At 42.0% G+C, this 23,668-nt stretch carries 24 protein-coding genes and 2 tRNA genes; 14 read left to right on the top strand and 12 right to left on the bottom strand.

The features are described from left to right. Positions 1 to 41: 41 nt before the first annotated feature. From fdhD to NPE20_RS02250, 3 genes are read left to right on the top strand one after another with little or no spacing between them, the layout of a single operon-like run. On the top strand, positions 42 to 917 hold the full coding sequence (gene fdhD / locus NPE20_RS02240; protein ID WP_256536967.1) for a formate dehydrogenase accessory sulfurtransferase FdhD: 876 nt from the start codon (positions 42 to 44) through the stop codon (positions 915 to 917). Then, positions 895 to 1,248, top strand: coding sequence for a DUF7009 family protein (locus tag NPE20_RS02245; RefSeq protein WP_256536968.1), 354 nt, complete (start codon positions 895 to 897; stop codon positions 1,246 to 1,248). Before fdhD ends, NPE20_RS02245 begins: the two co-directional genes overlap by 23 nt. Beyond that, entirely contained in the window at positions 1,245 to 3,557 is a 2,313-nt protein-coding gene (locus NPE20_RS02250) for an FdhF/YdeP family oxidoreductase (RefSeq protein ID WP_256536969.1), read from the top strand. The genes NPE20_RS02245 and NPE20_RS02250 overlap by 4 nt, the downstream gene beginning before the upstream one ends. Before the next feature lie 119 nt (positions 3,558 to 3,676). Here NPE20_RS02250 and NPE20_RS02255 read toward each other — a convergent pair whose 3' ends face one another. Together NPE20_RS02255 and NPE20_RS02260 are read right to left on the bottom strand one after the other, a co-directional pair. Next, the gene (locus NPE20_RS02255; RefSeq protein ID WP_256536970.1) at positions 3,677 to 4,081 is read right to left on the bottom strand and encodes a pentapeptide repeat-containing protein; all 405 of its coding nucleotides are present in this window, start codon (positions 4,079 to 4,081) and stop codon (positions 3,677 to 3,679) included. 122 nt (positions 4,082 to 4,203) lie between these two features. Continuing rightward, positions 4,204 to 4,626: a secondary thiamine-phosphate synthase enzyme YjbQ gene (locus tag NPE20_RS02260; RefSeq protein WP_256536971.1), complete on the bottom strand. Its 423-nt coding sequence runs from the start codon at positions 4,624 to 4,626 to the stop codon at positions 4,204 to 4,206. A 288-nt stretch (positions 4,627 to 4,914) separates the two neighbouring features. On the opposite strand from NPE20_RS02260, the gene arsN2 reads away from it, so the two are divergent. Further along, entirely contained in the window at positions 4,915 to 5,349 is a 435-nt protein-coding gene (arsN2, locus tag NPE20_RS02265; protein WP_256536972.1) for an arsenic resistance N-acetyltransferase ArsN2, read from the top strand. On the opposite strand, the gene NPE20_RS02270 is transcribed toward arsN2, so the two are convergent. Then, positions 5,346 to 5,969: an RNA polymerase sigma factor gene (locus tag NPE20_RS02270; protein ID WP_256536973.1), complete on the bottom strand. Its 624-nt coding sequence runs from the start codon at positions 5,967 to 5,969 to the stop codon at positions 5,346 to 5,348. The genes arsN2 and NPE20_RS02270 overlap by 4 nt on opposite strands. A gap of 121 nt (positions 5,970 to 6,090) precedes the next feature. On the opposite strand from NPE20_RS02270, the gene NPE20_RS02275 reads away from it, so the two are divergent. Together NPE20_RS02275 and NPE20_RS02280 are read left to right on the top strand one after the other, a co-directional pair. After that, positions 6,091 to 6,483, top strand: a complete 393-nt coding sequence (locus NPE20_RS02275) for a hypothetical protein (RefSeq protein ID WP_256536974.1) — start codon at positions 6,091 to 6,093, stop codon at positions 6,481 to 6,483. A 106-nt stretch (positions 6,484 to 6,589) separates the two neighbouring features. Then, positions 6,590 to 6,853 (top strand): DUF4342 domain-containing protein, encoded by a 264-nt coding sequence (locus tag NPE20_RS02280; RefSeq protein ID WP_256536975.1) that lies wholly within the window; start codon positions 6,590 to 6,592, stop codon positions 6,851 to 6,853. A gap of 7 nt (positions 6,854 to 6,860) precedes the next feature. Here the strand turns inward: NPE20_RS02280 and NPE20_RS02285 are convergent, their stop codons facing one another. Beyond that, positions 6,861 to 8,816, bottom strand: a complete 1,956-nt coding sequence (locus tag NPE20_RS02285; RefSeq protein WP_256536976.1) for an ATP-binding protein — start codon at positions 8,814 to 8,816, stop codon at positions 6,861 to 6,863. A 221-nt stretch (positions 8,817 to 9,037) separates the two neighbouring features. Here NPE20_RS02285 and NPE20_RS02290 point away from each other — a divergent pair, with 221 nt between their 5' ends. Continuing rightward, positions 9,038 to 9,340 carry a hypothetical protein gene (locus tag NPE20_RS02290; protein WP_256536977.1) on the top strand — a complete coding sequence of 101 codons (303 nt, stop codon included), beginning with the start codon at positions 9,038 to 9,040 and terminating at the stop codon, positions 9,338 to 9,340. An 18-nt stretch (positions 9,341 to 9,358) separates the two neighbouring features. On the opposite strand, the gene NPE20_RS02295 is transcribed toward NPE20_RS02290, so the two are convergent. The 3 genes from NPE20_RS02295 to NPE20_RS02305 all read right to left on the bottom strand — a co-directional run bounded on the left by NPE20_RS02295 (position 9,359) and on the right by NPE20_RS02305 (position 11,208). After that, complete coding sequence (locus tag NPE20_RS02295) at positions 9,359 to 9,739, bottom strand: iron chaperone (protein WP_256536978.1); 381 nt, start codon at positions 9,737 to 9,739, stop codon at positions 9,359 to 9,361. Then, entirely contained in the window at positions 9,729 to 10,202 is a 474-nt protein-coding gene (locus tag NPE20_RS02300; RefSeq protein WP_256536979.1) for a VOC family protein, read from the bottom strand. Before NPE20_RS02300 ends, NPE20_RS02295 begins: the two co-directional genes overlap by 11 nt. Before the next feature lie 97 nt (positions 10,203 to 10,299). Further along, positions 10,300 to 11,208: a Nif3-like dinuclear metal center hexameric protein gene (locus NPE20_RS02305; protein ID WP_256536980.1), complete on the bottom strand. Its 909-nt coding sequence runs from the start codon at positions 11,206 to 11,208 to the stop codon at positions 10,300 to 10,302. Positions 11,209 to 11,306: 98 nt separating this feature from the next. Between NPE20_RS02305 and NPE20_RS02310 the strand changes: the two genes are divergently transcribed. The 6 genes from NPE20_RS02310 (at position 11,307) to NPE20_RS02335 (ending at position 15,051) form a co-directional block, all read left to right on the top strand. Continuing rightward, a complete protein-coding gene (locus NPE20_RS02310; protein WP_256536981.1) occupies positions 11,307 to 11,807 on the top strand; it encodes a cupin domain-containing protein in 501 nt (166 codons plus the stop codon). A gap of 49 nt (positions 11,808 to 11,856) precedes the next feature. Further along, positions 11,857 to 12,339 carry a regulatory protein RecX gene (locus NPE20_RS02315; protein WP_256536982.1) on the top strand — a complete coding sequence of 161 codons (483 nt, stop codon included), beginning with the start codon at positions 11,857 to 11,859 and terminating at the stop codon, positions 12,337 to 12,339. Positions 12,340 to 12,438: 99 nt separating this feature from the next. After that, positions 12,439 to 12,511: transfer RNA gene (locus NPE20_RS02320), tRNA-Gly, on the top strand. Between the two features lie 50 nt (positions 12,512 to 12,561). Beyond that, positions 12,562 to 12,646 (top strand) — tRNA-Leu (locus NPE20_RS02325). A 363-nt stretch (positions 12,647 to 13,009) separates the two neighbouring features. Next, positions 13,010 to 14,125 (top strand): WD40/YVTN/BNR-like repeat-containing protein, encoded by a 1,116-nt coding sequence (locus tag NPE20_RS02330; protein ID WP_256536983.1) that lies wholly within the window; start codon positions 13,010 to 13,012, stop codon positions 14,123 to 14,125. A 284-nt stretch (positions 14,126 to 14,409) separates the two neighbouring features. Then, positions 14,410 to 15,051, top strand: a complete 642-nt coding sequence (locus NPE20_RS02335) for a 3-keto-disaccharide hydrolase (protein ID WP_256536984.1) — start codon at positions 14,410 to 14,412, stop codon at positions 15,049 to 15,051. Between the two features lie 76 nt (positions 15,052 to 15,127). Here NPE20_RS02335 and NPE20_RS02340 read toward each other — a convergent pair whose 3' ends face one another. From NPE20_RS02340 to NPE20_RS02360, 5 genes are all read right to left on the bottom strand, one after another. Then, positions 15,128 to 16,171 carry a DUF6807 domain-containing protein gene (locus NPE20_RS02340; protein ID WP_256536985.1) on the bottom strand — a complete coding sequence of 348 codons (1,044 nt, stop codon included), beginning with the start codon at positions 16,169 to 16,171 and terminating at the stop codon, positions 15,128 to 15,130. A 5-nt stretch (positions 16,172 to 16,176) separates the two neighbouring features. Further along, entirely contained in the window at positions 16,177 to 17,535 is a 1,359-nt protein-coding gene (locus NPE20_RS02345; RefSeq protein WP_256536986.1) for a Gfo/Idh/MocA family protein, read from the bottom strand. Between the two features lie 256 nt (positions 17,536 to 17,791). Then, a complete protein-coding gene (gene ppsA, locus NPE20_RS02350; RefSeq protein ID WP_256536987.1) occupies positions 17,792 to 20,440 on the bottom strand; it encodes a phosphoenolpyruvate synthase in 2,649 nt (882 codons plus the stop codon). Between the two features lie 234 nt (positions 20,441 to 20,674). Next, positions 20,675 to 21,430: an SDR family oxidoreductase gene (locus NPE20_RS02355; protein WP_256536988.1), complete on the bottom strand. Its 756-nt coding sequence runs from the start codon at positions 21,428 to 21,430 to the stop codon at positions 20,675 to 20,677. A gap of 109 nt (positions 21,431 to 21,539) precedes the next feature. Further along, positions 21,540 to 22,343, bottom strand: a complete 804-nt coding sequence (locus NPE20_RS02360) for a hypothetical protein (RefSeq protein ID WP_256536989.1) — start codon at positions 22,341 to 22,343, stop codon at positions 21,540 to 21,542. Between the two features lie 356 nt (positions 22,344 to 22,699). Between NPE20_RS02360 and NPE20_RS02365 the strand changes: the two genes are divergently transcribed. After that, positions 22,700 to 23,668 carry a nitrilase-related carbon-nitrogen hydrolase gene (locus tag NPE20_RS02365; protein ID WP_256536990.1) on the top strand — a complete coding sequence of 323 codons (969 nt, stop codon included), beginning with the start codon at positions 22,700 to 22,702 and terminating at the stop codon, positions 23,666 to 23,668.

Here is a 23,668-nt window from a genome sequence, read left to right on the forward strand (position 1 = left end):
AAAAGAAGAACAATACTTTGCGCTAAATTGTATATTTGAATATGGCTGCAAATGCTGTTTTACAAATACCGGTTACTTGTGTTACCAATGGCGAAAGCGAAGAGCTAAACGACGCTATTGCCATCGAAGAACCTTTAGAGATCCGCCTGGAGCACGGCCCTGCTGCGGAACGTAAAGTGCAAAATATATCCGTTACCATGCGTACACCCGGTAACGATGCCGAACTGGCCACCGGCTTTTTATTTACCGAAGGAATCATTAAAAATGCTTTGGATATTCAGCAGGTAGCGCACTGCTTTATTGCCTGCACCGAAAACCGGGAAAACGTGATACAGGTTAGTTTAGCTGAAAACATAACCCCACATCTGCAAAATACCGAGCGCAATTTTTATACTACTTCCAGCTGCGGGGTTTGCGGCAAAAGTTCAATAGATGCTATCCGCACAGTTAGTAGCTATGAAAATAATTTTCCCGATAATAGTATCATCAATACAGATGTGTTAACCACATTACCGGGGATATTAAAAAAGCATCAAAAAGTATTTGCAGATACCGGCGGTTTGCATGCCTCAGCTTTGTTTAGTGCAGAAGGTGAATTGCTTTTGCTTCGCGAGGACGTAGGCAGGCATAATGCTTTGGATAAACTGATTGGTGCAGCCATCAATCAAAATATATTGCCTTTAAACAGATCGGTTTTGCTGCTAAGCGGAAGGGCAAGTTTTGAATTGGTGCAGAAGGCCGCTATGGCAGGCATTAATATCATCGCCGCGGTGGGTGCGCCATCCAGTTTGGCGGTGCAGCTGGCGCAAGAGTTTAACATTACACTTGTCGGTTTTTTACGCGGACAACGGTTTAATATTTACACAGCGCCACAGCGCATTTTAATACCGAGTTATGAAGATTCGCATCAAAAATAATGGTTTACGATACAGGCTTACCCGCAGCGAGGTGGAGGCCTTTGCCCTTGATGGTGTATTTAAAGAAAAGATACAAATAGGCGATGACGCACTTACGTATGTATTGCAGCGCACAGTGGAGGAGGTGCTTTCGGCATCCTTTAAAAACAATATTATTACCATGCTGGTGCCCGAGAAAATGGCCGATGAATGGACAGGTACAGACCAGGTTGGCTTCGAACATAAAACAAACGACCTGCATTTGCTTGTCGAAAAAGATTTTACCTGCCTGGATAACGTGGACGAAGACCAGAGTGATAATTACCCCAACCCCTTAGCAGCAAAGTCATGAGCAAGGAAAACGAACAACCCGCAGCAGAGAATCCGGAAACACTGCATAAATTAACAGTTAGCCAACCAAAAAAATGGGCAGCGGGAATGCCTGCTGTAACGGCGGCGCTAAAGGATGTTTTTGAAGAGACGGGCGCCATTCGCGGGCCGGGTGCTTTGTTTAGCATGAACCAAAAGGGAGGGTTTGACTGCTCCAGCTGTGCCTGGCCTGATCCGGATGATGACCGGTCGCCCGTAGCAGAATATTGCGAGAATGGGGCAAAGGCTTTGGCTGAAGAAGCTACCACAAAAAAGCTAACGCCAGAGTTTTTCGCGCAAAACGCTGTGGTCGATTTGGCTAAACTGGATGATATGGAGATAGGGAAGAAAGGCCGTATAGCGCAGCCCGTTTACCTGCCGAAGGGTGGCACGCACTATCAGCCTATAAGCTGGCATGACGCTTTCCATAAAATAGGCGATAAGCTGAATAGTCTGGCCTCGCCAAACGAAGCGGCCTTTTATACTTCCGGGCGTACAAGCAACGAGGCATCTTTCGTATACCAGCTTTTTGTGCGCGAATATGGCACCAACAACATGCCCGATTGCTCTAATATGTGTCATGAATCTACCAGTACCGCATTGGCCGAGGCCATTGGTATTGGCAAGGGTACAGTTACATTGAATGATTTTTACGACACAGACGTGATCATCATTATGGGGCAAAACCCGGGCACTAACCATCCAAGAATGCTCACCGCCCTGGAAAAAGCCAAAAATAATGGCTCTAAGATCATTGCTATAAACCCGCTGTATGAGGCCGGGTTGATGGCATTTAAAAATCCACAAACGGTGAAGGGCATATTAGGTTTTAGCACTCAACTGGCCGACTTATACCTCCAAGTGCAAATAAACGGCGATATGGCCCTGTTAAAGGCCTTAGAAAAGCTTTTGTATGATGCAGAGATGCAGGAACCCGGCAAAGTGTTTGACAGGCAATTTATTGAGAAAAGTACGGTTGGTTATGAAGAATTTATCAGCCGTGTAAAACACTTTGATGTAGATGCTCTTTGTGCCGCGGCTGGTGTGCCGGTTGAGCAGATGAAACAGGCCGCAGACACGATTAAACATAAAAGTAAGATCATTATTTGCTGGGCCATGGGTATCACACAGCATAAGAACGGTGTAAATGCCGTTAAGGAAATTGTGAACCTTACTCTGCTTAAAGGCAGTATTGGCAAAGCAGGCGCCGGATTATGCCCCGTACGCGGGCATAGTAACGTACAGGGCAATCGCACCATGATGATCTATGATAAGCCTTACAAAAAGCAATTAGATAAGCTAAAAGAAGTATTTGGCTTTGAACCACCGCGCGAACATGGTTACGATGTGGTAGGCTCTATAAAAGCTATGCATGAGGGCAAACTGAAAGTGTTTTTTGCTATGGGAGGTAATTTTCTTTCGGCTACGCCGGATACTACTTTTACCGCCGAAGCCATGCGAAAGCTGGAGATGAGCGTGCATGTATCTACCAAGCTTAACCGCAGCCATTTGGTACATGGCGAGGAAGCTATTATTCTACCTACACTTTCCCGCAGTGATAAGGACGTAGTACACGGCGAAGACCAGTTTATTAGTTGCGAAAACTCGATGGGGGTGGTGCAATCATCCAAAGGAATCTTAGAGCCAATATCTGAAGAACTGCTGAACGAAACCCAGATAGTTTGCGAACTGGCCAAAGCTACATTAGGGAGCCGTACAGTAATAGATTGGGATAAGTATGCCAATAGCTATGATGCCGTTCGCGATGCAATAGGGCAGGTGATACCGGGCTTTGAAAATTATAATCAACGCGTACGGTTGCCGGGAGGCTTTTATCTCCCCAATGCGCCACGCGAGGGTAAATTTGAAACAGAAGAGTTTAAAGATAAAGCCCCGTTCACTATTACACAGTTACCAGATCATCAAATGGCTGACGATGAATATATGATGACCACCATCCGCAGTCACGACCAGTTTAATACCACTATTTACGGTATGCAGGATAGGTACCGGGGTATCCATAACGAGCGCCGGGTAATATTCATGAACCCTAAAGACATAGCCAAAGCTGGTTTTATACAGGGCGATAAGGTAGACCTGTTCAACTATCACGACGACATCGAACGTGTAGCCCGTTTGTTTATCATTGTACCTTACAATATCCCCGAACGCAACACCGCAACCTATTATCCCGAAGGAAATGTATTAGTACCTATAAACAGTGTAGCCGAAAAAAGCAATTGCCCTACAAGTAAGCTGGTATTTATTAAGATAAGGAAGCATGACGGATAAGTAACAACCTTGTCATTTCGAACAAGGTACGAGGAGAAATCTTGTTCGATATAGCAGGTCGGCTACAAGCATATAATAACAAGATTTCTCTCTGTCGTTCGAAATGACAGGCGTGTAGCCTATTTGCTATTATACGCCCTTAACAACTCCTCCACCAAAATACCATTGATAGTCATGCCGGTTAGGTTACAATCACTTATAGCTATATCGCTTAAGTTACAATCAGTTATCGTACTGCCATGCAAATCGCAATCTTCAAATTTCAATGGGCGTTGTTTGGCATTAGGGTCGTAATACATATGTCCTTCTGGCGGCATACCAATGCTGTGGATGTAAGCGCCACCCATCTGTGCGCCGTTTATTTCCAGATCGCTCAGGTTTGCATCTGATATTTTAACGCTGGTGGCCGATACGTCGTTCATTTCCAATCCATTAATGCACGACATCGTGATCTTTGAGTTCTCAATCCTTGCTTCGTGCACATTGAGTTGTTTCGCGCTGTTTATTATCTCTATTAATTCCATAATAGTCATTATTGGTATAGTATAAAGGTCGCAAAAAATGCAGCCCGTATTAGGGGTTTTTTGCGCCAAAAACAGGGGTTTTAACGACTTTTTTTCGCCCCAAAAACGGATTTAAAACGCCATTACTCGCCCCAGGCAGTAATTACTAGGCTTCGGCTGCCACCATAATTGCGGTGCTCGCATAAATAAATACCCTGCCATGTTCCCAAAGCTAATCGCCCGTTACGGATGGGGATAGTTACCGAGCTTCCCAGCATAGCGGCTTTCAAATGCGCAGGCATATCATCCGAGCCTTCGTCATCGTGGCGATAGTCGGGGTCATTTTCGGGCACGACTTTGTTGAAATACATTTCAAAGTCCTGCCTTACGGTTGGGTCGGCATTTTCATTTATACTTAACGACGCTGATGTATGCTGAATAAATACCTGGCAGATGCCTGTTTTTATTTCGCCGATTTGGGGCAAGGCATTCACAACTTCGTTTGTAATGATATGGAAACCCCTTCTGCGCTGGTTTAAATCAAGTATTTGCTGAAATATTTTCATTATTGTAAGTAGGTAAGCAAGGTAGTAAAATGCTTGTTATTGAAAACTGGATTTATCAGTTGCATTACCATTATACTTTGTTTATGGTGCATATTCAGTTATGATAAATCATCAAGCAAAAACTAAACCAACAACATAGAGCCCGTTGTAGGTACAAATATTTCTGATTACAATTGTTGTATGGTATTTTAAATGATGATTGCAAATAGTCGTTTAAATGAAAAGCGGTCAGGCAGCAACTATCAAAACAAAACAACACCAATAATTGCTTTAAAATAAAACCGATATATGAACATTGAACTAAAACCGGCTGAACTGTACAGGGATAATGTTATAGAACTATTAACTACCGAAAAGCTCCCTACAAGCGACCTCCCAGGGATACTGAATAACTTTGTTGTAGCGGTAAATAACCAAACCGTAACCGGTGTTGCAGGGCTGGAAGTTTACGGCAATTATGGGCTGTTGCGTTCACTGGCTGTTAACCAAAACTCGCGTGGTAGGGGTATAGCTGCCCATCTGCTTAGTAAAATTGAAACACTGGCTGCTGAAAAAGGACTTGAAGCTATATATCTGCTTACCGAAACTGCTAAAGATTATTTTGAGCGCAAAGGTTATGAGCATATCGCCCGTATGGATATCCCTGAAGAGGTAAAAGCATCATCAGAGTTTACACATGTTTGCCCGGAATCGGCAACGGCTATGCAAAAATCGTTGAATTAGTCTATCCTTATTTTATCCATCACATAGTTAACTACAACATCGCATCTGATCAGGTTAAATTCATATACCTGTTTTGGTTCCCAATAACCGTAAAGTCCATCGCGCAGCATTTCTTTGGCGCGGCTTAAGCGTATTTTAACGTTAGATTCGCCAAGGTTTAATGCATCCATTGTTTCGGTCGTACTCATTTCCTGTATCTCGCGCATTACAAACACCATCCTGTATTTTTCAGGCAGATCGGCAACAGCCTTTTCCAGTATAAGTTTCAACTCTTTATTCATCAAATCCTTTAGCGGTGTATCGTTATGATGTTGGTTAACGGGTGTTTCCATAAGTACCTTTTGAAGTTGTATTTTTCTTTTTTTATGCAGCAGGCTTTCGTTGATCAGTATTCTTGTTAGCCAGGTGCTAAAGCTCGATTTACCTTTAAAATTACCCAATTGCTGGTAAGCGTTAATATAGGCTGTTTGCATAATGTCCTCGGCCTCTTTATCATCGTTGATAATGGCCATACTTATACGGTATAATTGCTGGTTAAACTTGCGCATTAAAACCTCATACAAGTGCTGCTCGCCTTTAATTATCCTGTCAACAATCTCTTCGTCGCTTAAATTCATCATACTTTTTGGATGCCTAATACAATATAGAGCATTGAGGCGGTAAAGGGTTACAAAATATAGGAAACATGCAATTTGTACCCCTTTTTAATCAGCCTCCATCTAATGTTAAAACAAATAGATTATGACAGATAGCATTAAAACAACAGCACAGGTTCAAACAATATTGAAACTGAGTTATGGCATTATCCCGATTGTGGCAGGGGCAGATAAGTTTACCAATATACTTACCGATTGGTCTCATTACTTAAACCCATCAATTGAAGGTATTTTGCCTTTTAGCGCACACGTATTTATGATGATAGTTGGCGTTATAGAAATTATTGCCGGTGTACTTGTGTTTTTAAACCCGCAAAAAGGTGGATTACTGGTAAGCGCCTGGTTGGTACTAATTGCTTTGAGTTTGCTTGCAAGCGGCCATTATCTGGATGTGGCCGTGCGCGACCTGGCAATGGCTATAGGGGCGTTTTCTTTGGCTAAACTATCGGGAATTAACGACATAAAATCCTCGGTATAATATTGTTAGGCATAACCTGCCATATATAATTAAGATGGCAGGTTATTTATTAAGATGCTGAAATATAAATTTTGTAACTTCATAGACTAATATAAGTCTATACGGTATGACAAAGAAAGAAACATTTAGCATTCACGGTAAAAACCTGGTTAATAAGATCAAAGAACTTATTGAAGAAGGCAATGTTACCAGTATTACCATAACCGATAAGCATGGTAAAGAATTAATGACCTTCCCCTTAGCAGTGGGTGTTGTTGCCGCTGTAATAGCGCCGGTACTTGCCGCAGTTGGCGCACTGGCCTTATTTGTTGGCGAATGCAGCCTTATTGTTGAGCGCGAAGAGAAAGAGGACGAGGGAGAGGTTATATAAGCTTTTACTATGCATTTTTAAGCGTTATTGTGAAGGCAGAGCCTTCGCCGGGCTTGCTTTGTACTTGTATAGTGCCGTCGTTTATTTCAATAAACTCTTTACAAAGCAGTAAGCCTAAACCAGTACCACTTTCGTTGCCAGTGCCGCGGGTACTTACATTAGCGAAGTCGAAAATTCCACCCAGTTTATCGGGAGCAATGCCAATACCATTATCTTTTACAGTAATGGCTACCTGCCCGTTTGTTGATGTGGCGCTTATGGATACATCACCGCCGGGTACGCTGAATTTTATGGCGTTTGATAACAAGTTACGGATGATAAACTCGAAATGATCGGCATCTGCCAGTACCATAACATCATCTGTAATAGTATTTTTAACATGGATGTTTTTATCATTGGCAACGCCTGCCAGAAATATTACAGCACGTTTTATTAAAGGATTGATCAAAAAATAGGTTTGATTAAGCTGGATTCCCTTTATTTGCATTTGCCCCCATCTAAGCAGGCTATCAAGGGTTTCTAACGATGCCCTCGCGTTTATTTCCAGCCGGTGAAGCATCTCTTTACGATCTGATGGATCAAGATCATCATCAATTAACTGCAGCATATTAATAACCGAAATAAACGGTGAGCGCAGGTCATGCCCAAGTACCGAAAAAAGTTTATCCTTAACTGTATTTGATTCCTGCAGTTCGGCATTGGTTTTATTAAGCAAGCGGTTTAATTGTCGGGTTTTAAAGTAGTAGAATATCACCACCAAAAGAATAACCATTACACCTGCAATTACTCCATAGGCCACCCTTTGCTCCAGCAAGCTTTTGTTATTGGCAAAACGCAGTTCCTGCACCCGTGCTTTAGACTGGTTTAACTCGTAAGCATTTTGCAGACTTACAATTTGCCGCGACATTTTCTTATAAAAGAAATCATCGGCCAGTTGATATTGCTTTGTACGGGCCGCATATGCCGCCTTATAATTTTGCTGGGATTCGTAGATGCCCGCAATGGCGTTTAACTCTTCAATTTGCTCTTTGTAGGCTTTTTTACTTTCTGATAATTGTAACGCCTGCTGCCAGTAGTATAATGCGTTTTTGGGGTCGGCTTTGCCATATGTGGTTGCCAGGCCGGTTAAGGTTTGTATCTGACGTATATAGTTATTGATCTTCCTTGCCTTTTCAAGCGCCGTTTTTTGCAATGTGATAGAAGTTTGGATATCGCCGCCTTTGGCATATACAGATGCAAGCGTATTGGTAAGCGTAATATTTAAACCCTGATATTGAGGAATATTGCTCAACTTAATGCCTTTTAACAGGTATGGTTTGGCTTCTTCCAATTTGCTGGTTTCGCGATACGCTATACCAATATCATTAAACAGGTTAAGCGATAGGTTAGAGAAAGGGATCTTGTTGTTCAGTTTCTCGGCTGTGCGGTAATACGCAATCGCTTTAGGATATTTCTTTTGCCCGGCAAAGGCTTCACCCAGGGTGATGTATCCTTCCATTTGTCCCAATTGATTACCATTACGCTGGCTGATAGCTAAGGCCTGTAAAAAGTAGCCGATAGCCTTATCAAATTGGCCCTTACGCATTTCAACAACACCCAGGCGTATATTTTCTGTAGCCATACCTTTTGTATTGCCAACTCGTTTATACAGGTTAAGTGCTTCGAGGTATTTTTTTCGCGAATTATCAAACTGGCCAACGTTATCATCTATCATACCTAGTTGGTTCAGCATCAAAGCCTGCCCTGCAGGGTCTTTTAATCGTTTTGCAAGATCAAGCCCTATATTAGCAAAATATGTTGCCGAGTCGGATTTATCATAACGATAACGGGAAACTAATTTATTGTAATGTTCAATAGTATCCGCCGGTTGGATGGGGGAGGTTTGCGCATTTAATTTGCGGGATACAATTGTAAAGAGTATTAGTAAAACAATACTTTTACAACAGCACGTAGGGGTTCGCAAATGCAGGGTCACTTTATTACTTGAGGAGCTTAAATTTAAATAGAGCCTAAAGGTACCAAAAAATACGTTTTTATTGTTTTATGAGTATAGAAAATTTTAAAACTATACGTAATTTTATAAAACAATACGCACATTAATATAATATTATCTTGTTGAAAATTTAACAATAAATCAAACAACTTAGAGGTATGTTTGTCATATCAATATAATCTTAAAGCAATATGGTAATTTTAAAAGTTGGTACAGAAAATGAGCCTGAAAAGCAGGTAGAAATTGTTACTGAAAGAGGTGTTTGGGGAAGCGGCGCCTACAAAATATTTGCCGCAAACTTTTTGAACAGACTGTCGCATAAAGACATACCCAGTGAACCAACAGATAGTAATGACCCTAATTTTCTGGGAGAAATAAGCATAGATAAAGAAAGAGAAAAATGGGAATACAAAGGTACAAAGCTAAAAATACCTGAATTAAAGAAAATAGTAGATTTTATATTTGACTATAAAGCGCCGGATGCGGTTTATTAGTAAATAGGGCTTTTGGCCCTATTTCTTTTTCAGCAAAGCTAAATTCTCGTTTTGCTTAGCACGTATCTGCACTATTTTTTTTATAAGCTCAACAGGCAAAGGCTTTCCGGGCGGGAAGTGCAGTGTAGCACCCGATGTTTTAATGCCTTTAAGCTCCTCCTTCAGTTCTTTCACTAAAGGAGGGCTCATGGTATAAAAGCTGCTGGAATTTTTGTTGACACCAATGCCTACCAGCATATAGTGATATTTAAAGCAGGGCACCTGGTAGCTTATAGATTCCTGCGCTTGCGGGATAACCGATAGCACAATATCCCGCATCTCCTGCAAATTGGCCCTGTATTCTTCCGGCTGGCTTTCAAGGTATTCTTCAAAGTTTTGTGGATTACCGTTATCCTTCATAAGCATCTTGTAATCCTTTAATGTCCAGCTTTTTCATTTGCATCATAGCCTGCATAACACGCGCTGCCTTTTCACGGTCGCTATCGCCAAGCATCTCTATTAATATAGTGGGCGTAACCTGCCAAAAAAGTCCGAATTTATCTTTCAGCCAGCCGCATTCTACCTTTTGGCCGCCATCTGCTGATAATTTTTCCCAGTAATAGTCAACCTCGTCTTGTGTTTTGCAGTCTATTACAAAAGATATAGCCTCAGTAAATTTAAAAAGCGGGCCTCCGTTCATGCCGGTAAACTCCTGGCCGTTAATTGTAAAGTTAGCCGTCATTACCGAACCTTCAGGGCCGGGGCCTGCTTTCGAGAACCTTCGTATCTCACCAGCTTCAAAGCTTTTAAATACGCTGCTATAAAATTCAATAGCTTCTTCCAGGTTGTTATCAAACCATAAAAATGGGGTTATCTTATTCATAACGTTTTAATTTAGTGTTTGGTTATACAAATATACCCCGCTATTTAATTGGATAACAGGGGTAAACGCGACAAATCAAGGGGTGAAAACCGAAGTATTAAAGCCAGGTAAACGGATCGCCGGATTTAATATGAGTAACCTTTACGTCTGTAAGTTTTGGTTGCAGCCAATCTACAAAGTATTCCATACCGGGTTCTTCGCTTAAAGCATGGCCCAGTATTATTAACGAAATATTAACGCCCAATAAATATGCGTCGCGAATGTATTCGGCGGTTTCCCATTCAGATACTTCACCACAAATAAGCACATCTGGTTTGTCGGATACTGCAAAACCTACCTGCATTTTCCCGCCAGGCGCACCGGGCAATAAAGTAATGCGACTGCAGTTTTGCTTAAGATCGCCAATAACACGCAGGTGTGCTATACCTAAGCTCGTTTTTAGGTGCTGCACCAATTGTTGCAAACTGACAGAAGGAATAGTTAAAGTAGGGCTCCCAGCTTTAAAATAGGGTAGCCATTTTAATTTTTTGATTACACCGTATTCAACAGCATCCGGGTTTAAAGAGTGGCAATAATCATGAAAGCGCCATACCGTTATATTGTGTTTTTTAAGTAGGGCCTGTTTTTGCTCTACTATGGCATTGTCTTTTACCCATTCGGGGTTGTCAGTATGGTTATAAAAGGTTGGTTCGTGGGCTATAATAAAGTTGGCATTTAGCTTAGCCGCCTGCTCAATTACCGCAACGGTTGCAAACATGGTGGTAACAATCCCGGTAACAACCTGGCTGGCATCTCCTGATTTTAATGTATCAACCGTATTAGGAATAGGCGAGAGGTTGCCTTCTTTCATAATCAGGTCCATAACCTGCTGAACGGTATATTGCTTTTGTGCAGACAAACCGCTTGCAAAAGAAGAGCGAGATAGCAAAACTAAACCTCCTGCTGATATGGCGGATGTGGTAATGAACTTTCTGCGGGTAAAGATAGAATTGGCTGACTTTTTCATATGGGTGGATACTTATTGCAATATATTAAATCCGGACATGTTTTTCCTGATCTTTATAATTTGAGTATTAGTGGCAGGTGTTTTGTACCTTGTATAGTATGGAAAATTCAAACAACGTTTTGGTAGCTACGGGTCCGCAGGATGGCGATAACCTTTCTGTAGCAGGAGGTATTTACCGGATACTGGTAAGCGGCAAGCAAACTAACGGTGAGTTCGCGGTGATAGAAATGTCGGTGCCTGCGGGTGGCGGGCCGGGGCCACATGCGCACGCAGGTTTCCAGGAATCGTTTTATGTGATAGAAGGGGAGGTAGAGGTACAAACCGAGGATGGTAAATTTATCGCTACTAAAGGCTCTTTTGTGAATATACCTTTGGGTGGCATGGTACATTGCTTCAAAAATAAAACGGACCATCTTGCCAAATTACTTTGTACAGTTGTACCCGCCGGATTGGAAGAAATGTTTCTGGAGATAGGTAAACCCGTAAAAGCCGATGAATATATTCCGCCGCAACCTATGGATGAAGCTACGATGAAGAGGTTTGTAGCGATTGCCGAAAAGCATGGGCAAAAATTGTTTCCACCTGATTATCTGGATTAGGGTAGAATCGTTATAGATCTTAATAGAATTTTATTCATTTTTGGTTTTGATGGATGCCCCTAAAAAAGTAAAAATTACCGATATAAATGTTGCCATGGCCAAGGCCGAGCATTACTGCGCCTACCAGGAGCGCTCACAGCAGGAGGTACGTAATAAACTTTACGACTGGGGGCTTTGGACGGATGCGGTAGAAAACATCATCACCAAATTGATTGAAGAGAATTATTTAAACGAAGAGCGGTTTGCCAAAGCTTACGTTAAAGGCAAGTTTAACCAGAAAGCCTGGGGCAGGATCAAGATAAAACAAGGACTAAAATTGAAAAATGTATCGCCGGTGCTGATAAAAAAAGCACTTTTAACCATAGATGCGAGCGATTACATGGATGTATTGACCCGTTTAATTGACAAAAAAGCAGCCACCCTGCCTGAGAAAGATGCCTACAAACGCAGATATAAACTGCAGCAGTATGCTTTAAGCCGTGGTTTTGAACCCGAGCTTGCCGTAGAGGTTTTGAAAAACAGCGAGTTATAAAAAACTTGAAAAAAAGTTTATTTTTTCCTTGCAGAACATTCATTTCTGTCTATATTTGCACTCCCGCAAACGCAGTAATGCTAAGCAGGAAATACCAATGCGAAAGTAGCTCAGTTGGTAGAGCACGACCTTGCCAAGGTCGGGGTCGCGAGTTCGAATCTCGTCTTTCGCTCAAATCCCTTTCTAACAGAAGGGATTTATTGTTACAAAGGTTAATCACCTGCTCAGATGGTGGAACTGGTAGACACGCAGGACTTAAAATCCTGTTCCCGTTAAAGGAGTGCGGGTTCGATTCCCGCTCTGAGTACTTTCTAAATGAATCGACACAAAGCCTGATATGAAAATATCAGGCTTTGTTGTTTTTGATGATGCCGGCTCGACCTCGGCGCCCGACTGCAAGGGTAGTTCATGTCCGATCCTGCGGAGCAAAACCTCGCTTCTTGCGATGTCGAAGTCGTAACTCCCGGGCATACTGAAAGCCGCACATAATTACAGAGATAAACGAGAGTAATATCAATCCAAACAGATAACTGCGTTTCCTGGAGAGGGGATTTCGGCTATAAAACACACTGTTTACGTTTTATTTACAAAGTTTACATTTTTATTTACAATCCTAATTCTTCAGACGGAAAGATATCAAAGTAGATTTGCTGAATCAAATTGATGGGTTATGAAAAATGAAAAAATGAAAAAATTATTTGTGTTTGTTCCGGCCGTCGTACTGGTATTGTTTCTACTAAATTCTTTTGTGTTAAAAGAAAAGGAAGCGGGGAAAAAAACAACAAAAGAGACTAAAACAGGGCTTTTGAACATCGTTTTCAGATCTACTGATGGCGGACAAACATGGCAGAACATTAGCAAAGGGCTGCCTGAAAATTTGCAGAGAGAAGGTGTGTGGAGTAATGGTTTATTTGCAAATGACCGTGGGCTCTATTTACGTGCTGGCAATGGGGTTTATCACAGTGAAGCAAATTCCACAACTACTTTTTGGACAAAAGAGATTTTCCCTGGTAAACAACGTAACCTTGCCTCCGGCAAGAATGGGATACTTGCGTATGATTTAAGGGGTCAATTTTTAAAAAAAATAAATGGAACGAATAATTGGTCGCCCATGTACACGAATTTTCAAGAGCAAGCCGTACGCATAGACAGCACGATGGATTGGATGTACAAAAATTATAAAGAGAAAGAAGTACGCACCGTTTTTGAAACTACCGAAGGCACAGTTCTCATTGGCTCCAGCAACAGCCTTTTTAGATCCACTAACAGTGGAAAAACCTGGAAACAATTGCATGTTGGAGACGGTAGAATGAAAATGGTAGAGTCAAACGGTGTATTGCTGACTACCAGCAAAGATGGAATATTAAGATCGACCGATGATGGTGAAAACTGGGATCGTGTGATTACTGAAGGGGGGCTTGGCATTGCTGTGGAACGTATAGATGGGGGATTTGCTGCTATTGTCTACAACCCAATAACCCAAACAAACAGCATGCACGTTTCACTGGATAGTGGAAAAACCTGGAATGCCATGGGCGAAGAACTTCAACCTTCCTGGGGTAGTTTATTAATGAAAAAAATAGGCTTACTTAAATCTTCATCGGATATTTTATCAATTAAACAAATGGGTAAATATTTAATATGTGGCCGCTCAGATGGTATATTCCGGTCATCAGACATGGGCAAAACATGGAAACAACTGTTACTTCCTGCTATAGAAAATTATGGCTTCAATTTATCTGTTTCGGGCAACGTTATTTATGCCATACCAAATAAAGGGTGTTGAAAAAATACTAATGATAAAACCTTCTGTCTATACTTTGTTTAGAAATCGACATCTTCGTGAGTACTTTCTAAATGAATCGACACAAAGCCTGATATGAAAATATCAGGCTTTGTTGTTTTAAACTATGCCGGTTCGACGCCGGCACACCTATCTTTCTGCTGTATTGAATAACAAATTGCCGGGAACGGATGATTTTTCTTCACTCAATATAATATGATCGTAATGCGTATTTTAGATGCAGCCAAAAGATAAGCTTAGTGGATGATAATATAAAAGAACTTAAAATGAAAACAAAGTGGAGCAGTATTACATCAATTTTTATGATGATCGCAGGATTTATCTTAATTAACCTGCAAACCAGCGCCCAAACGGGAGTTAGTGAATCTAATTTAAAAAAGGATACCTGGAAACCAGAGGCTGGTTTTGAAAGCCTTTTTGACGGAAGCACCCTTAATGGATGGTGTTATCGAAATAAAGAGGGAAAAGTCACAGAAGATTTTAAAGGAAAGACGGTGTCATCTGACGGACGCTATTCTGCTGCAAACGGAATCCTGGTGGTCAATTATCCGGTAGGGGCTGAACGAAAAATACAAGAGTCGTGGACCTTGCGAGAATTTCCAAAAAACTTTGTTCTGAAAATAGAATTTCGCGCATCAAAAAATGCGGACAGCGGAATATTTTTACGAAAAGAGCAGCTTCAATGTCGTGATTACCTTGTTGCAGGCCCTTATACCGACCTGAAAAATTACCGGCCACAGGATTGGAATGTGATTACTGTTACCGTCAAAGACAATATTGCCCACTGCGAATGCAATGGCGAAGTATTGGAGAACGCGCTGATGTTACCTGCAACCGGCCCTTTAGGATTGGAGGGTGATCGTGGACAAATGGAATACCGTCATATTCAAATAAAGGAACTACCATAGTTTAAGATTCCGATGTAATAAGGAAGATAACCGGTGGTAATTCCATTTTTAAGTATAAAAGCTCAGTTCTTTCAGCTTACTTTTTAGCAAAGCTTCCTGCAAGCGTATTGAGTTGAGCTGCGCTGGTAGTTTGGCTGCCGTTGTTAATGACAACACGATACCGGAAAGTTACTGATTCCCCTTTTTTAAGGGTCAGCATTTTCTCGGATTTACTGTTGGTAAAGATCTTCTCGCCAAGTGGGTTAGCAGCAAATAAACCATATCCGCGGGCATGCCAAAAGGTTGGATAATTGGGGTTTTTAGGATGATCTATTATAGCGATGCTTACTGAATCGGCACCCATTTTACCAAAAACTTTGCACCATACCCCACGGCTACTCCAGGCATCGTCTCCTGTTTTGCCGGCACTGGTTATATAATTACCATTGGCCACATGGTCTGTACCGCCTTTTACTACGGTTACGTTGCCTTTATCATCAGTAAACTTCTGATCTTTAGCATCGGGCATCTGTAGCTCATGAGCTAAGCGCAATCCCAGCAATCCATCTTTTGCATCCTTAAAAAAAGCATCCTTATCTGCTTTTAAAGTCGTAAAACGATCAATTACACGCTGGTTCTCGTTACCGCTAAATTCATAACGGGTTGTTTCTTCTACTATAACATCCTTTTGCTGATCGGTCCAGTTAGCATGGTAGGTTAATACACCGGTATTGCCACTTTTTGTCTCTAAAATACGGTCGGTACGTATCCAGCCATAAAGGTTCTTTTTATTTGCAGGGATAGCGTAAGAATTATTCCAGAAATCTAATCCGTTCAAATTTTCAAAGTTAAACCAAAGGCCAATATGATGCGGGTGATCTGTTGGGTCACCTTCTCTTGACTCGAGTGGGAAACTACGGGTAACAACAGTTCCATTAGCGGCATGCAGCGGATATAAAACCGGCTTTTCTAATGTATCGGGGTACAGGAAACTGGTAAACAGCTTGCCGCCGATAGAAATATCCACCTTGTTTTCATTTGCCGATTTCAGCACCGTAACAGGTTGCGTCTTTTGAGCAAATACTACTGAACCCAGGGCCATCACGACTATAAACAAACTCAAATTCTTAAATCTGATCATTCTAATTAGTATTTAAATATTTTGCCATTTGCCATTACTTCCTGTGTTTTCTCATCAAATGTGGCTTTATAACCGGTATGGACGGCGGCATTGGTCATAATATTAGCTATAGAATGGCTATAACCTGCCTCAACCGGTGCATTTGGCTCTTTACGGCTGCGTACGCATTCCATCCAGTTACGCACATGGTTTGACGTCAGTACATCCCCGCCGGTGTTGGCCGAAGCGACCACTTTTTCTGTATTCGCCAAACTGATCTCGGGCAGCAGGTTTGCTTTCATATTCATGGCAGCAGCCATCTTTTCGGTTAATCCCCCTTCCGAAGAAACTTTGTTGGTGTTCAGGTTTAATTCACCACCGTTTGAGTAATAGATCTCTGCCGGATGCTCTTCACCATTATGCATACGCGAGCCAAAGGTAACCTGGAAGCCTGTTGACAGATCATCAAGCGGGCCATAATCAAAAGCGGCTGAAATGGTATCCCAGTTTCTGCGGCCATCTTTCCATTTATAAATACCGCCATTAGCTACAACGCTGCGCGGATGTTTAAGTCCGCTAAACCAGTGAACGGTATCAATTTGATGGCTCATCCACTGGCCGGGCAGCCCTGATGAATATGGCCAAAACAGGCGGTACTCCAAATATTTCCGGGGATCAAATGCTTCATACGGGCGGTTCATAATAAATCGTTTCCAGTCGGTATCCGCTTCTTTTAACTGGCCTAATAATTCCGGTCTGCGCCAGCGCCCCGGCTGGTTAACATTCCAGGTTAATTCAACCATAGTAATAGGGCCAAATTTACCCGAACGGATAAAATCATTGGCAGCATGGTAATTGGCCCCGCTCCGGCGTTGCGAGCCTATCTGAACGATTTTACCTGATTCCTTGATGGCCTTAAGAGCAGCACGGTTATCTTCCATGGTTTCGGCAAAAGGTTTTTCCACATAGGCATCACATCCTGCTTTTACAGCTTCAATGGCATGGCGGGCATGCTGGAAATCGGCGGTGCTGATGAATACTGCATCAATAGTTTTGCTATCATAAAGTTCTTCATTATTCCGGTAGGCCTTTACCTCATTCTGCATCTTATCTTTCCAAACAGCAGCACCTTCTTCCCTGCGTTGCTTCCAGATATCTGATACACCCACTACTTCAAAGTTAAGTTCCTTGTAATGGTTCATAAAACTGGGTATATGAGAACTTTTGTGCCTGTCTGAAAAACCTACAACACCAACCCGTACACGGTCGTTAGCGCCAATAATACGTTTATAGCTCTTAGCGCTTGTCCAACTGGTTTTAGTAAGCAATACACCGGCAGTGGCCAATGCGGTTTGCCTGATAAAAGTACGGCGTGATTTTTCCATGCTGCTTTAAAAAGATTTTATTTAGGTTATTTATTTGAAATTATAAGCACCGGCCATCCGGCGGGCTTTCATCATTATATTTTTCTGAAAAATAGGTATCTGGTTTACATCGGTGGTTAGCCGACTAAACCAAATATCGATGAAATCATACAAAAAGTGATACTATTTTTTAGGATTAAATGTAACAATTATGCGGTCTTGCCATTTTAACCCTACTTAACGATATCAAAAGGTCGGTATTTCTTTTAATAGCAATTTAGAGTATTTCTACATAACCATCCGTTCCATTCACTCGGATCCTTTGCCCGTCTTTGATCAGCCTGGTAGCATTTTCTACTCCAACAACTGCCGGCAAACCATATTCACGTGCGATAACTGCTCCGTGGGTCATCAGCCCGCCAACTTCGGTGACCAGGCCTTTTATCGATACAAACAACGGCGTCCAGCTGGGGTCAGTAAATGCAGTAACCAATATATCTCCGTCTTCCAGGTCGGCATCTTCCATATTTAAGATGACACGTGCCCGTCCCTCTATAACTCCAGACGATACAGCAAGGCCAACAATGGCTTCGGCCGGGAGATCTTCCCGTTTGTACTTACCTGTAATGATCTCACCATCTGATGTAATAACACGTGGCGGAGTTAGCTTTTCATACAATTTATGCTCGTCTTTTCTTTTGCTGATGATCTGGTGATCCAGTTTATTTGTGCGTACCACTTCCCGCAATTCTTCAAAAGTGAGATAGTAAATATCTTCTATGTCATCAATAATACCGGCTTGTAATAGTTGTTCGGCCTCTTTCAGTAAAGCCTTTTTATAAACGAAAAGGCGGTTAACAATACCGTATTTTGGATATTCACGATAACCGGCGAAATTCCGGAGCAGGCTGATCATTTGTTTCGTCTCTTTTGCTTTTTGTTCACCATCCGGTAATTGCTTCAATCTATCTAATAACTCTTCTTCTTTTTTCGAAGCCTCCCGCAGTCCGTGCTCAAATTTTCGCTTGCTTGCATCAGACTCAAAGTTTTTGATATTATTAAGGATCATGGGGACAAGTATTAACGGCTTTTCACGCCAACGCGTTCTTGTAATGTCGATCTCACCGGCACATCGCATACCGTATTTATCAAGGTAGGCATTGATAGCATCCCGGGTTTCCTGTCCACCATTAAACTTAACCAGTCCATCCAAAAATTTATCATCTTTTACCTGTTGCAAATAATTAACTATTTCCGGATAGGGGCGAATCACATCCGCGACATTCAATAGCTCCAGGCCCATTTCTGAAGTAATATTGTTGGGTACAGACTGGGCAAGCGTATCTGCCGCGTTTTTTTCACCCAACCACTTTTTCATATTTTCATTGATCCATGTGGAAGCATCCATAGAAGCCATGATCGCACTTAAATTTTGCGGGGTAAATAAGCTCTTCTTTGATTGCTGACCATCTTCCAGGATAAAATCGAACAGATCTGATCCTGACCTTGTTTGGATGTTTTGTTTTAACTCTTCTACGGACCTTTGGTCAAGGCTGATCAGATCAGAAACAATGGCTGGATCATTTTCGATCTGTGCAAGGATATCTGCAGCCGATTTACCTGCACTGCTTTTAATGGAAGCCGGTTCTTCTTTATCATTTGGTAACGATCTGATAAAATCTCCCCGCTCTGTAAGGGTTATAAGCGCATCTTTTATGAGCGGATCGTGTTCACCCATAACATCTATAATTGTTTTTCTGCTTGCAGGTGAAGCCAGCATAGAGGTGACATCAACAAACAACCTCCCGCCGGCTTTAAACATCGGCCTAAAAGCTGTTAACTGCCATAAAGATAATCCTAATGGTTTCATGGCATCGGTCATCATTTGCTGATGGCCAACAGATACATAAACACGGTTTTCCTTGTCACTTGCTTCGGGGATAGGGTATAAAGTAGTGATTGGCCGGCTCTGGACGATATAAAATATATCGCCGGCCAAACACCATTCTATATCCTGGGGATGGCCGAAATGTTCTTCGATCTTTCGGCCAATGCGTTCGAGCTGCAAGATCTGCTCATCCGTCAGTGTTTGCTTATTCTGTAGCTCAGGCTCCATCTCCTGCTCTTGGGTGCCGCCATCTTTTAAAGCATAAATAGCCAGTTTTTTGTTAGATATCCTTTTATCTATAATTTTATGGTCACATACTTTATAGTTATCAGCATTCACCAAGCCGGAAACCAAGGCCTCACCAAGTCCGAAGCCGGCATCAATAGAGAGCACTTTCCTGTTAGAAGTAACGGGATCGGCAGTAAACAAAATACCCGCAGCTTGTGGGAAAATCATCTGCTGAACAACCACAGACAGGTACACTTTACGATGATCGAAACCGTTTTGAAGGCGGTAAATTACAGCCCTATCGGTAAACAACGAAGCCCAACACATGCGGATATGCTTTAGGATCGATTCTTTTCTGATAATGTTTAAATAGGTATCCTGCTGGCCTGCAAAAGATGCGTTCGGCAGGTCTTCTGCGGTAGCACTTGACCGCACAGCAAAGGCATCATTTTCATCAAACTTTGTTAAATAAGCCGTAATCTCTTCAGTTATATCATTAGAAATAGGTGCGCTTTCGATGACCTTACGGATCTTTGTACAGATCTCACTAATACTTGCCCGCTCTTCTGCTTTAAAGCGCGTTAACTCATCCAGTAAACTGTTAAGCTCGGGGTTATTTTCGGTCGATTTCTTATAGGCTTCGGTAGTAATACAAAAACCTGCCGGCACCTGTATGCCTTTGATCCGGGACAGTTCGCCCAAATTAGCGCCCTTGCCACCTACAGTCATAAATTGCGAATTATCTATCTCCTGAAAATCAAATACATATGCGTTTGTATTTTCACTCGCTTTTTTGTTTTCTGGTATCATACTGACGGCTTTTTAGAGATGTGCAAATCCAAAAATATAATGTATGGTGTATCAAAACACAGTTTTTTAACTATATTTTTTTGCGTGCAATATGATGGAAGTAAGAGCGTTATCCATACAAAAGAGAGTTGGGGTCTTTGTGTGTTGAAAAGAAAAGCCTGACACTTTCGTACCAAGCTTTTATCCCGCTTTGACTTCTATGCTGGGTAGAATCTCTCACGCAGTATTGCTCTCTTATCGCTGATTTTCAGGTTTTGCGATCCAATCCGCGTAGTTTGTTTTGCCCAGGAAAACAGCAGCTTCGGGTACTAAAGTATCAGCAGTAATTAGTGCTCCTGAATATGGGGCTCGGCTATCGGATGCTACCTCATAGCTTTTATGCGTTGCCTGTAAATATTGCTTCACCCACACTGCCATATCAAATTTTTCGGGGCCGCCTATTTCCAGGATCTTATTAGCTGGTTTTCCTAATGCTGTTTCAGCAACGAAAGCTGCCACATCTTTGCTTGCAATAGGCTGAATGTTGGCTGCAGGTACTATTACTTTGCCGTCAACCACGCTCATTTGAACAATACCACCCGCAAACTCAAAGAACTGTGTGGCATGAACAATGGTATAGGGGATACCCGATGCCCTGATCAAATCTTCCTGCACTTGCTTTGCACGGAAATAACCGCTGGCCTGTAGTTTTTGAGTACCTACTACCGATAAGGCAATATGATGCTGCACGCCTGCTGCCTTTTCTGCAGGTAATAGGTTTTCGTTAGCCGTTTTGAAAAAATTCATCACCGCATTATCTTCAAAAGAAGGCGAGTTTGATACATCTACCACTACCTGTGCGCCCTGCAGCACTTCACTTAAACCTTCGCCGGTAAGTGTGTTAACACCGTTGTTGGGTGAAGCTGCAATCACCTCGTGCCCGGTTTGCTGTAATTGATTTACCAATTGGCTACCAATAAGGCCGGTACCGCCGATAACTACTACTTTCATGATCTGTGTATTTAAGGTTAATTATATACCACAAAGATCGAACATAGTTCGCCTTAGAAAAATTAACCTTGATTAAGAAATACGCATGTAAAGTAATTCCTTTAACAGGTTAAAATTTAACCAATAGCTTTTCAGAAATAAGCTTACCATCCTTGTAGTATTCAAAAATCCAATCTTCGCCCTTTTTCAAAACTATTCCGTTAGCAGTGGCATTACTGGCTATAAAATAGTTCTCTGCCGATGTTTTCAGGAGGGTTAAAACTATTTTGGGGGTGGTGTCAATTAATTGATAACCGTTGGCTATTGCCTGGGCATACAACGTTCCCGCCGGTTGATTGGGTACGGCTTCGGTTGTTGCCTTTGCAGATGTTATTGAAGCTGTTACCTGTGATTTTACAGGTACTGCCGGGTTCGTTGTAGTTGTAACCGTTGGCTTTTCAACCGCTGCTGCAACTGTTGTTGTGGCTACTGTTGGGGCCGGTTCATTGGCAGATGCGTTATAGGTATATGAAACGGATGTAAGAGCATCTCTTAAGGCCATATCATAAGCCGCCCTATAATCTTTCTCCCGGCTTTTACCTTCTTTACTTTTTAAAATAATATTGCCCTGGCAATCTTTTAATAAAAGTGTAAGGCTGGTGGTAAACATTCCACTTTTCTCCAATAAGTCGGCACTTAAGGCGCGGCATTTATTGTTAGCTATTTCGGCGGGCAATTCAGCATTATCAAAATAAACTGTAAAACCTTTTTCCTGTAAAAGAGCTTTGGTTAAGCTGTTTAGTAAATACTGATCATTTTGTTTAAGGAAACTGAATTTTTCGGGCACGACAACATACTTGTAATTATTAATAGTGTTTTGGGAATAGCCTAAAAAAGGGAGTAATAAAAACAGCACTAAAACATATCTTTTCATATAAAACGATTATTGATTCCTAATTAGATTAAATTTGATAGCACTAAAATTAGCGTTATTTTTTAATAAGTCTTAGCGCTACGATTATTGGGTTTACGATTACAGCTTTTTTACTTTGGAGCCAATACCACTTCTTAAAAAATCCATCCCCCAATTAATGAGCATTATCCTTTCATGGTAAAAACTTTATCAAGTTAAGTACTTCGCGCATCAGTATGCCCGGTTCCCAACCTAGTTTGTCCGGTTCACCTGTTTATTGATGGTTCAAAAGCTATTGCACTCCTATGTTTGACTCATAAATCAAATAGCTAAATAAATAAATTATGGAAAATATTAAAAAATCAGCCACTCCAAGGGTGGTGAAGGTGGCGGCTGTACAGATCAGTCCGGTATTATACAGTCTTCAGGGAACTGTGGAGAAGATAATCAATAAAATAGGGGAACTGGGTGAGAAAGGCGTTCAATTTGCCACCTTCCCGGAAACCATCATTCCTTATTATCCCTACTTTTCTTTCATACAAGCACCGTATATGATGGGAAAAGAACATCAACGTTTACTGAATGAATCTATAGTTGTCCCATCCGCAGAAACCGAGGCCATTGGTGAAGCCGCAAAACAGGCCAATATGGTGGTTTCAATTGGTGTTAACGAACGCGACGGGGGGACTATCTATAATACACAGCTTCTTTTCGACGCAGATGGAACATTGATCCAGCGCCGTCGCAAACTTACGCCTACCTATCACGAACGAATGATCTGGGGGCAGGGTGATGCTTCCGGTCTTCGTGCCGTTAATAGTGCCGCCGGGCGCATAGGGCAGTTAGCATGTTGGGAACACTATAATCCATTGTTCCGTTACGCCCTGATGGCTGATGGTGAGCAGATCCACTCAGCAATGTACCCCGGATCTTTTTTGGGGCCTTTGCACGGTGAGCAGACAGAGATCAATGTTCGCCAGCACGCACTTGAATCAGCCTGTTTTGTAGTTTGTGCAACAGGTTGGCTTGATGCCGATCAGCAGGCGCAGATCGCTAAGGATACAGGTGGCCCCATTGGCCCAATCTCAGGAGGTTGTTTCACTGCCATTATAGCGCCTGATGGCCAAATTATAGGTGAACCTTTAAAAACTGGTGAAGGAGAGGTAATTGCTGATATAGACTTTGCACAAATTGATGCACGCAAGCGATTAATGGATGCGGTTGGCCACTACAGCCGTCCTGAATTAGTTAGCCTGGTTATCGACCGTGCTCCGGCAACTCACGTTCATGAACGCGTTAGCTCCGCAGGGTTTGATACTGAACGGGTACAAATTTTATCAAAGTAA

This window comes from Mucilaginibacter aquariorum, assembly GCF_024498135.1.
GTDB lineage: Bacteria > Bacteroidota > Bacteroidia > Sphingobacteriales > Sphingobacteriaceae > Mucilaginibacter > Mucilaginibacter aquariorum.

What these genes read in the sequence shown, in the direction of transcription:
- NPE20_RS02280 (WP_256536975.1), top strand. Translation starts at nt 6,590, where the DNA reads ATGACAAAGAAAGAAACATTTAGCATTCACGGTAAAAACCTGGTTAAT.
- NPE20_RS02290 (WP_256536977.1), top strand. Translation starts at nt 9,038, where the DNA reads ATGGTAATTTTAAAAGTTGGTACAGAAAATGAGCCTGAAAAGCAGGTA.
- ppsA (WP_256536987.1), bottom strand. Translation starts at nt 20,440, where the DNA reads ATGATACCAGAAAACAAAAAAGCGAGTGAAAATACAAACGCATATGTA.
- NPE20_RS02345 (WP_256536986.1), bottom strand. Translation starts at nt 17,535, where the DNA reads ATGGAAAAATCACGCCGTACTTTTATCAGGCAAACCGCATTGGCCACT.
- NPE20_RS02305 (WP_256536980.1), bottom strand. Translation starts at nt 11,208, where the DNA reads ATGAAAAAGTCAGCCAATTCTATCTTTACCCGCAGAAAGTTCATTACC.
- NPE20_RS02360 (WP_256536989.1), bottom strand. Translation starts at nt 22,343, where the DNA reads ATGAAAAGATATGTTTTAGTGCTGTTTTTATTACTCCCTTTTTTAGGC.
- NPE20_RS02340 (WP_256536985.1), bottom strand. Translation starts at nt 16,171, where the DNA reads ATGATCAGATTTAAGAATTTGAGTTTGTTTATAGTCGTGATGGCCCTG.
- NPE20_RS02295 (WP_256536978.1), bottom strand. Translation starts at nt 9,739, where the DNA reads ATGAAGGATAACGGTAATCCACAAAACTTTGAAGAATACCTTGAAAGC.
- NPE20_RS02300 (WP_256536979.1), bottom strand. Translation starts at nt 10,202, where the DNA reads ATGAATAAGATAACCCCATTTTTATGGTTTGATAACAACCTGGAAGAA.
- NPE20_RS02310 (WP_256536981.1), top strand. Translation starts at nt 11,307, where the DNA reads ATGGAAAATTCAAACAACGTTTTGGTAGCTACGGGTCCGCAGGATGGC.
- NPE20_RS02255 (WP_256536970.1), bottom strand. Translation starts at nt 4,081, where the DNA reads ATGGAATTAATAGAGATAATAAACAGCGCGAAACAACTCAATGTGCAC.
- NPE20_RS02355 (WP_256536988.1), bottom strand. Translation starts at nt 21,430, where the DNA reads ATGAAAGTAGTAGTTATCGGCGGTACCGGCCTTATTGGTAGCCAATTG.
- NPE20_RS02315 (WP_256536982.1), top strand. Translation starts at nt 11,857, where the DNA reads ATGGATGCCCCTAAAAAAGTAAAAATTACCGATATAAATGTTGCCATG.
- NPE20_RS02275 (WP_256536974.1), top strand. Translation starts at nt 6,091, where the DNA reads ATGACAGATAGCATTAAAACAACAGCACAGGTTCAAACAATATTGAAA.
- arsN2 (WP_256536972.1), top strand. Translation starts at nt 4,915, where the DNA reads ATGAACATTGAACTAAAACCGGCTGAACTGTACAGGGATAATGTTATA.
- NPE20_RS02245 (WP_256536968.1), top strand. Translation starts at nt 895, where the DNA reads ATGAAGATTCGCATCAAAAATAATGGTTTACGATACAGGCTTACCCGC.
- fdhD (WP_256536967.1), top strand. Translation starts at nt 42, where the DNA reads ATGGCTGCAAATGCTGTTTTACAAATACCGGTTACTTGTGTTACCAAT.
- NPE20_RS02330 (WP_256536983.1), top strand. Translation starts at nt 13,010, where the DNA reads ATGAAAAATGAAAAAATGAAAAAATTATTTGTGTTTGTTCCGGCCGTC.
- NPE20_RS02335 (WP_256536984.1), top strand. Translation starts at nt 14,410, where the DNA reads ATGAAAACAAAGTGGAGCAGTATTACATCAATTTTTATGATGATCGCA.
- NPE20_RS02270 (WP_256536973.1), bottom strand. Translation starts at nt 5,969, where the DNA reads ATGATGAATTTAAGCGACGAAGAGATTGTTGACAGGATAATTAAAGGC.
- NPE20_RS02260 (WP_256536971.1), bottom strand. Translation starts at nt 4,626, where the DNA reads ATGAAAATATTTCAGCAAATACTTGATTTAAACCAGCGCAGAAGGGGT.
- NPE20_RS02250 (WP_256536969.1), top strand. Translation starts at nt 1,245, where the DNA reads ATGAGCAAGGAAAACGAACAACCCGCAGCAGAGAATCCGGAAACACTG.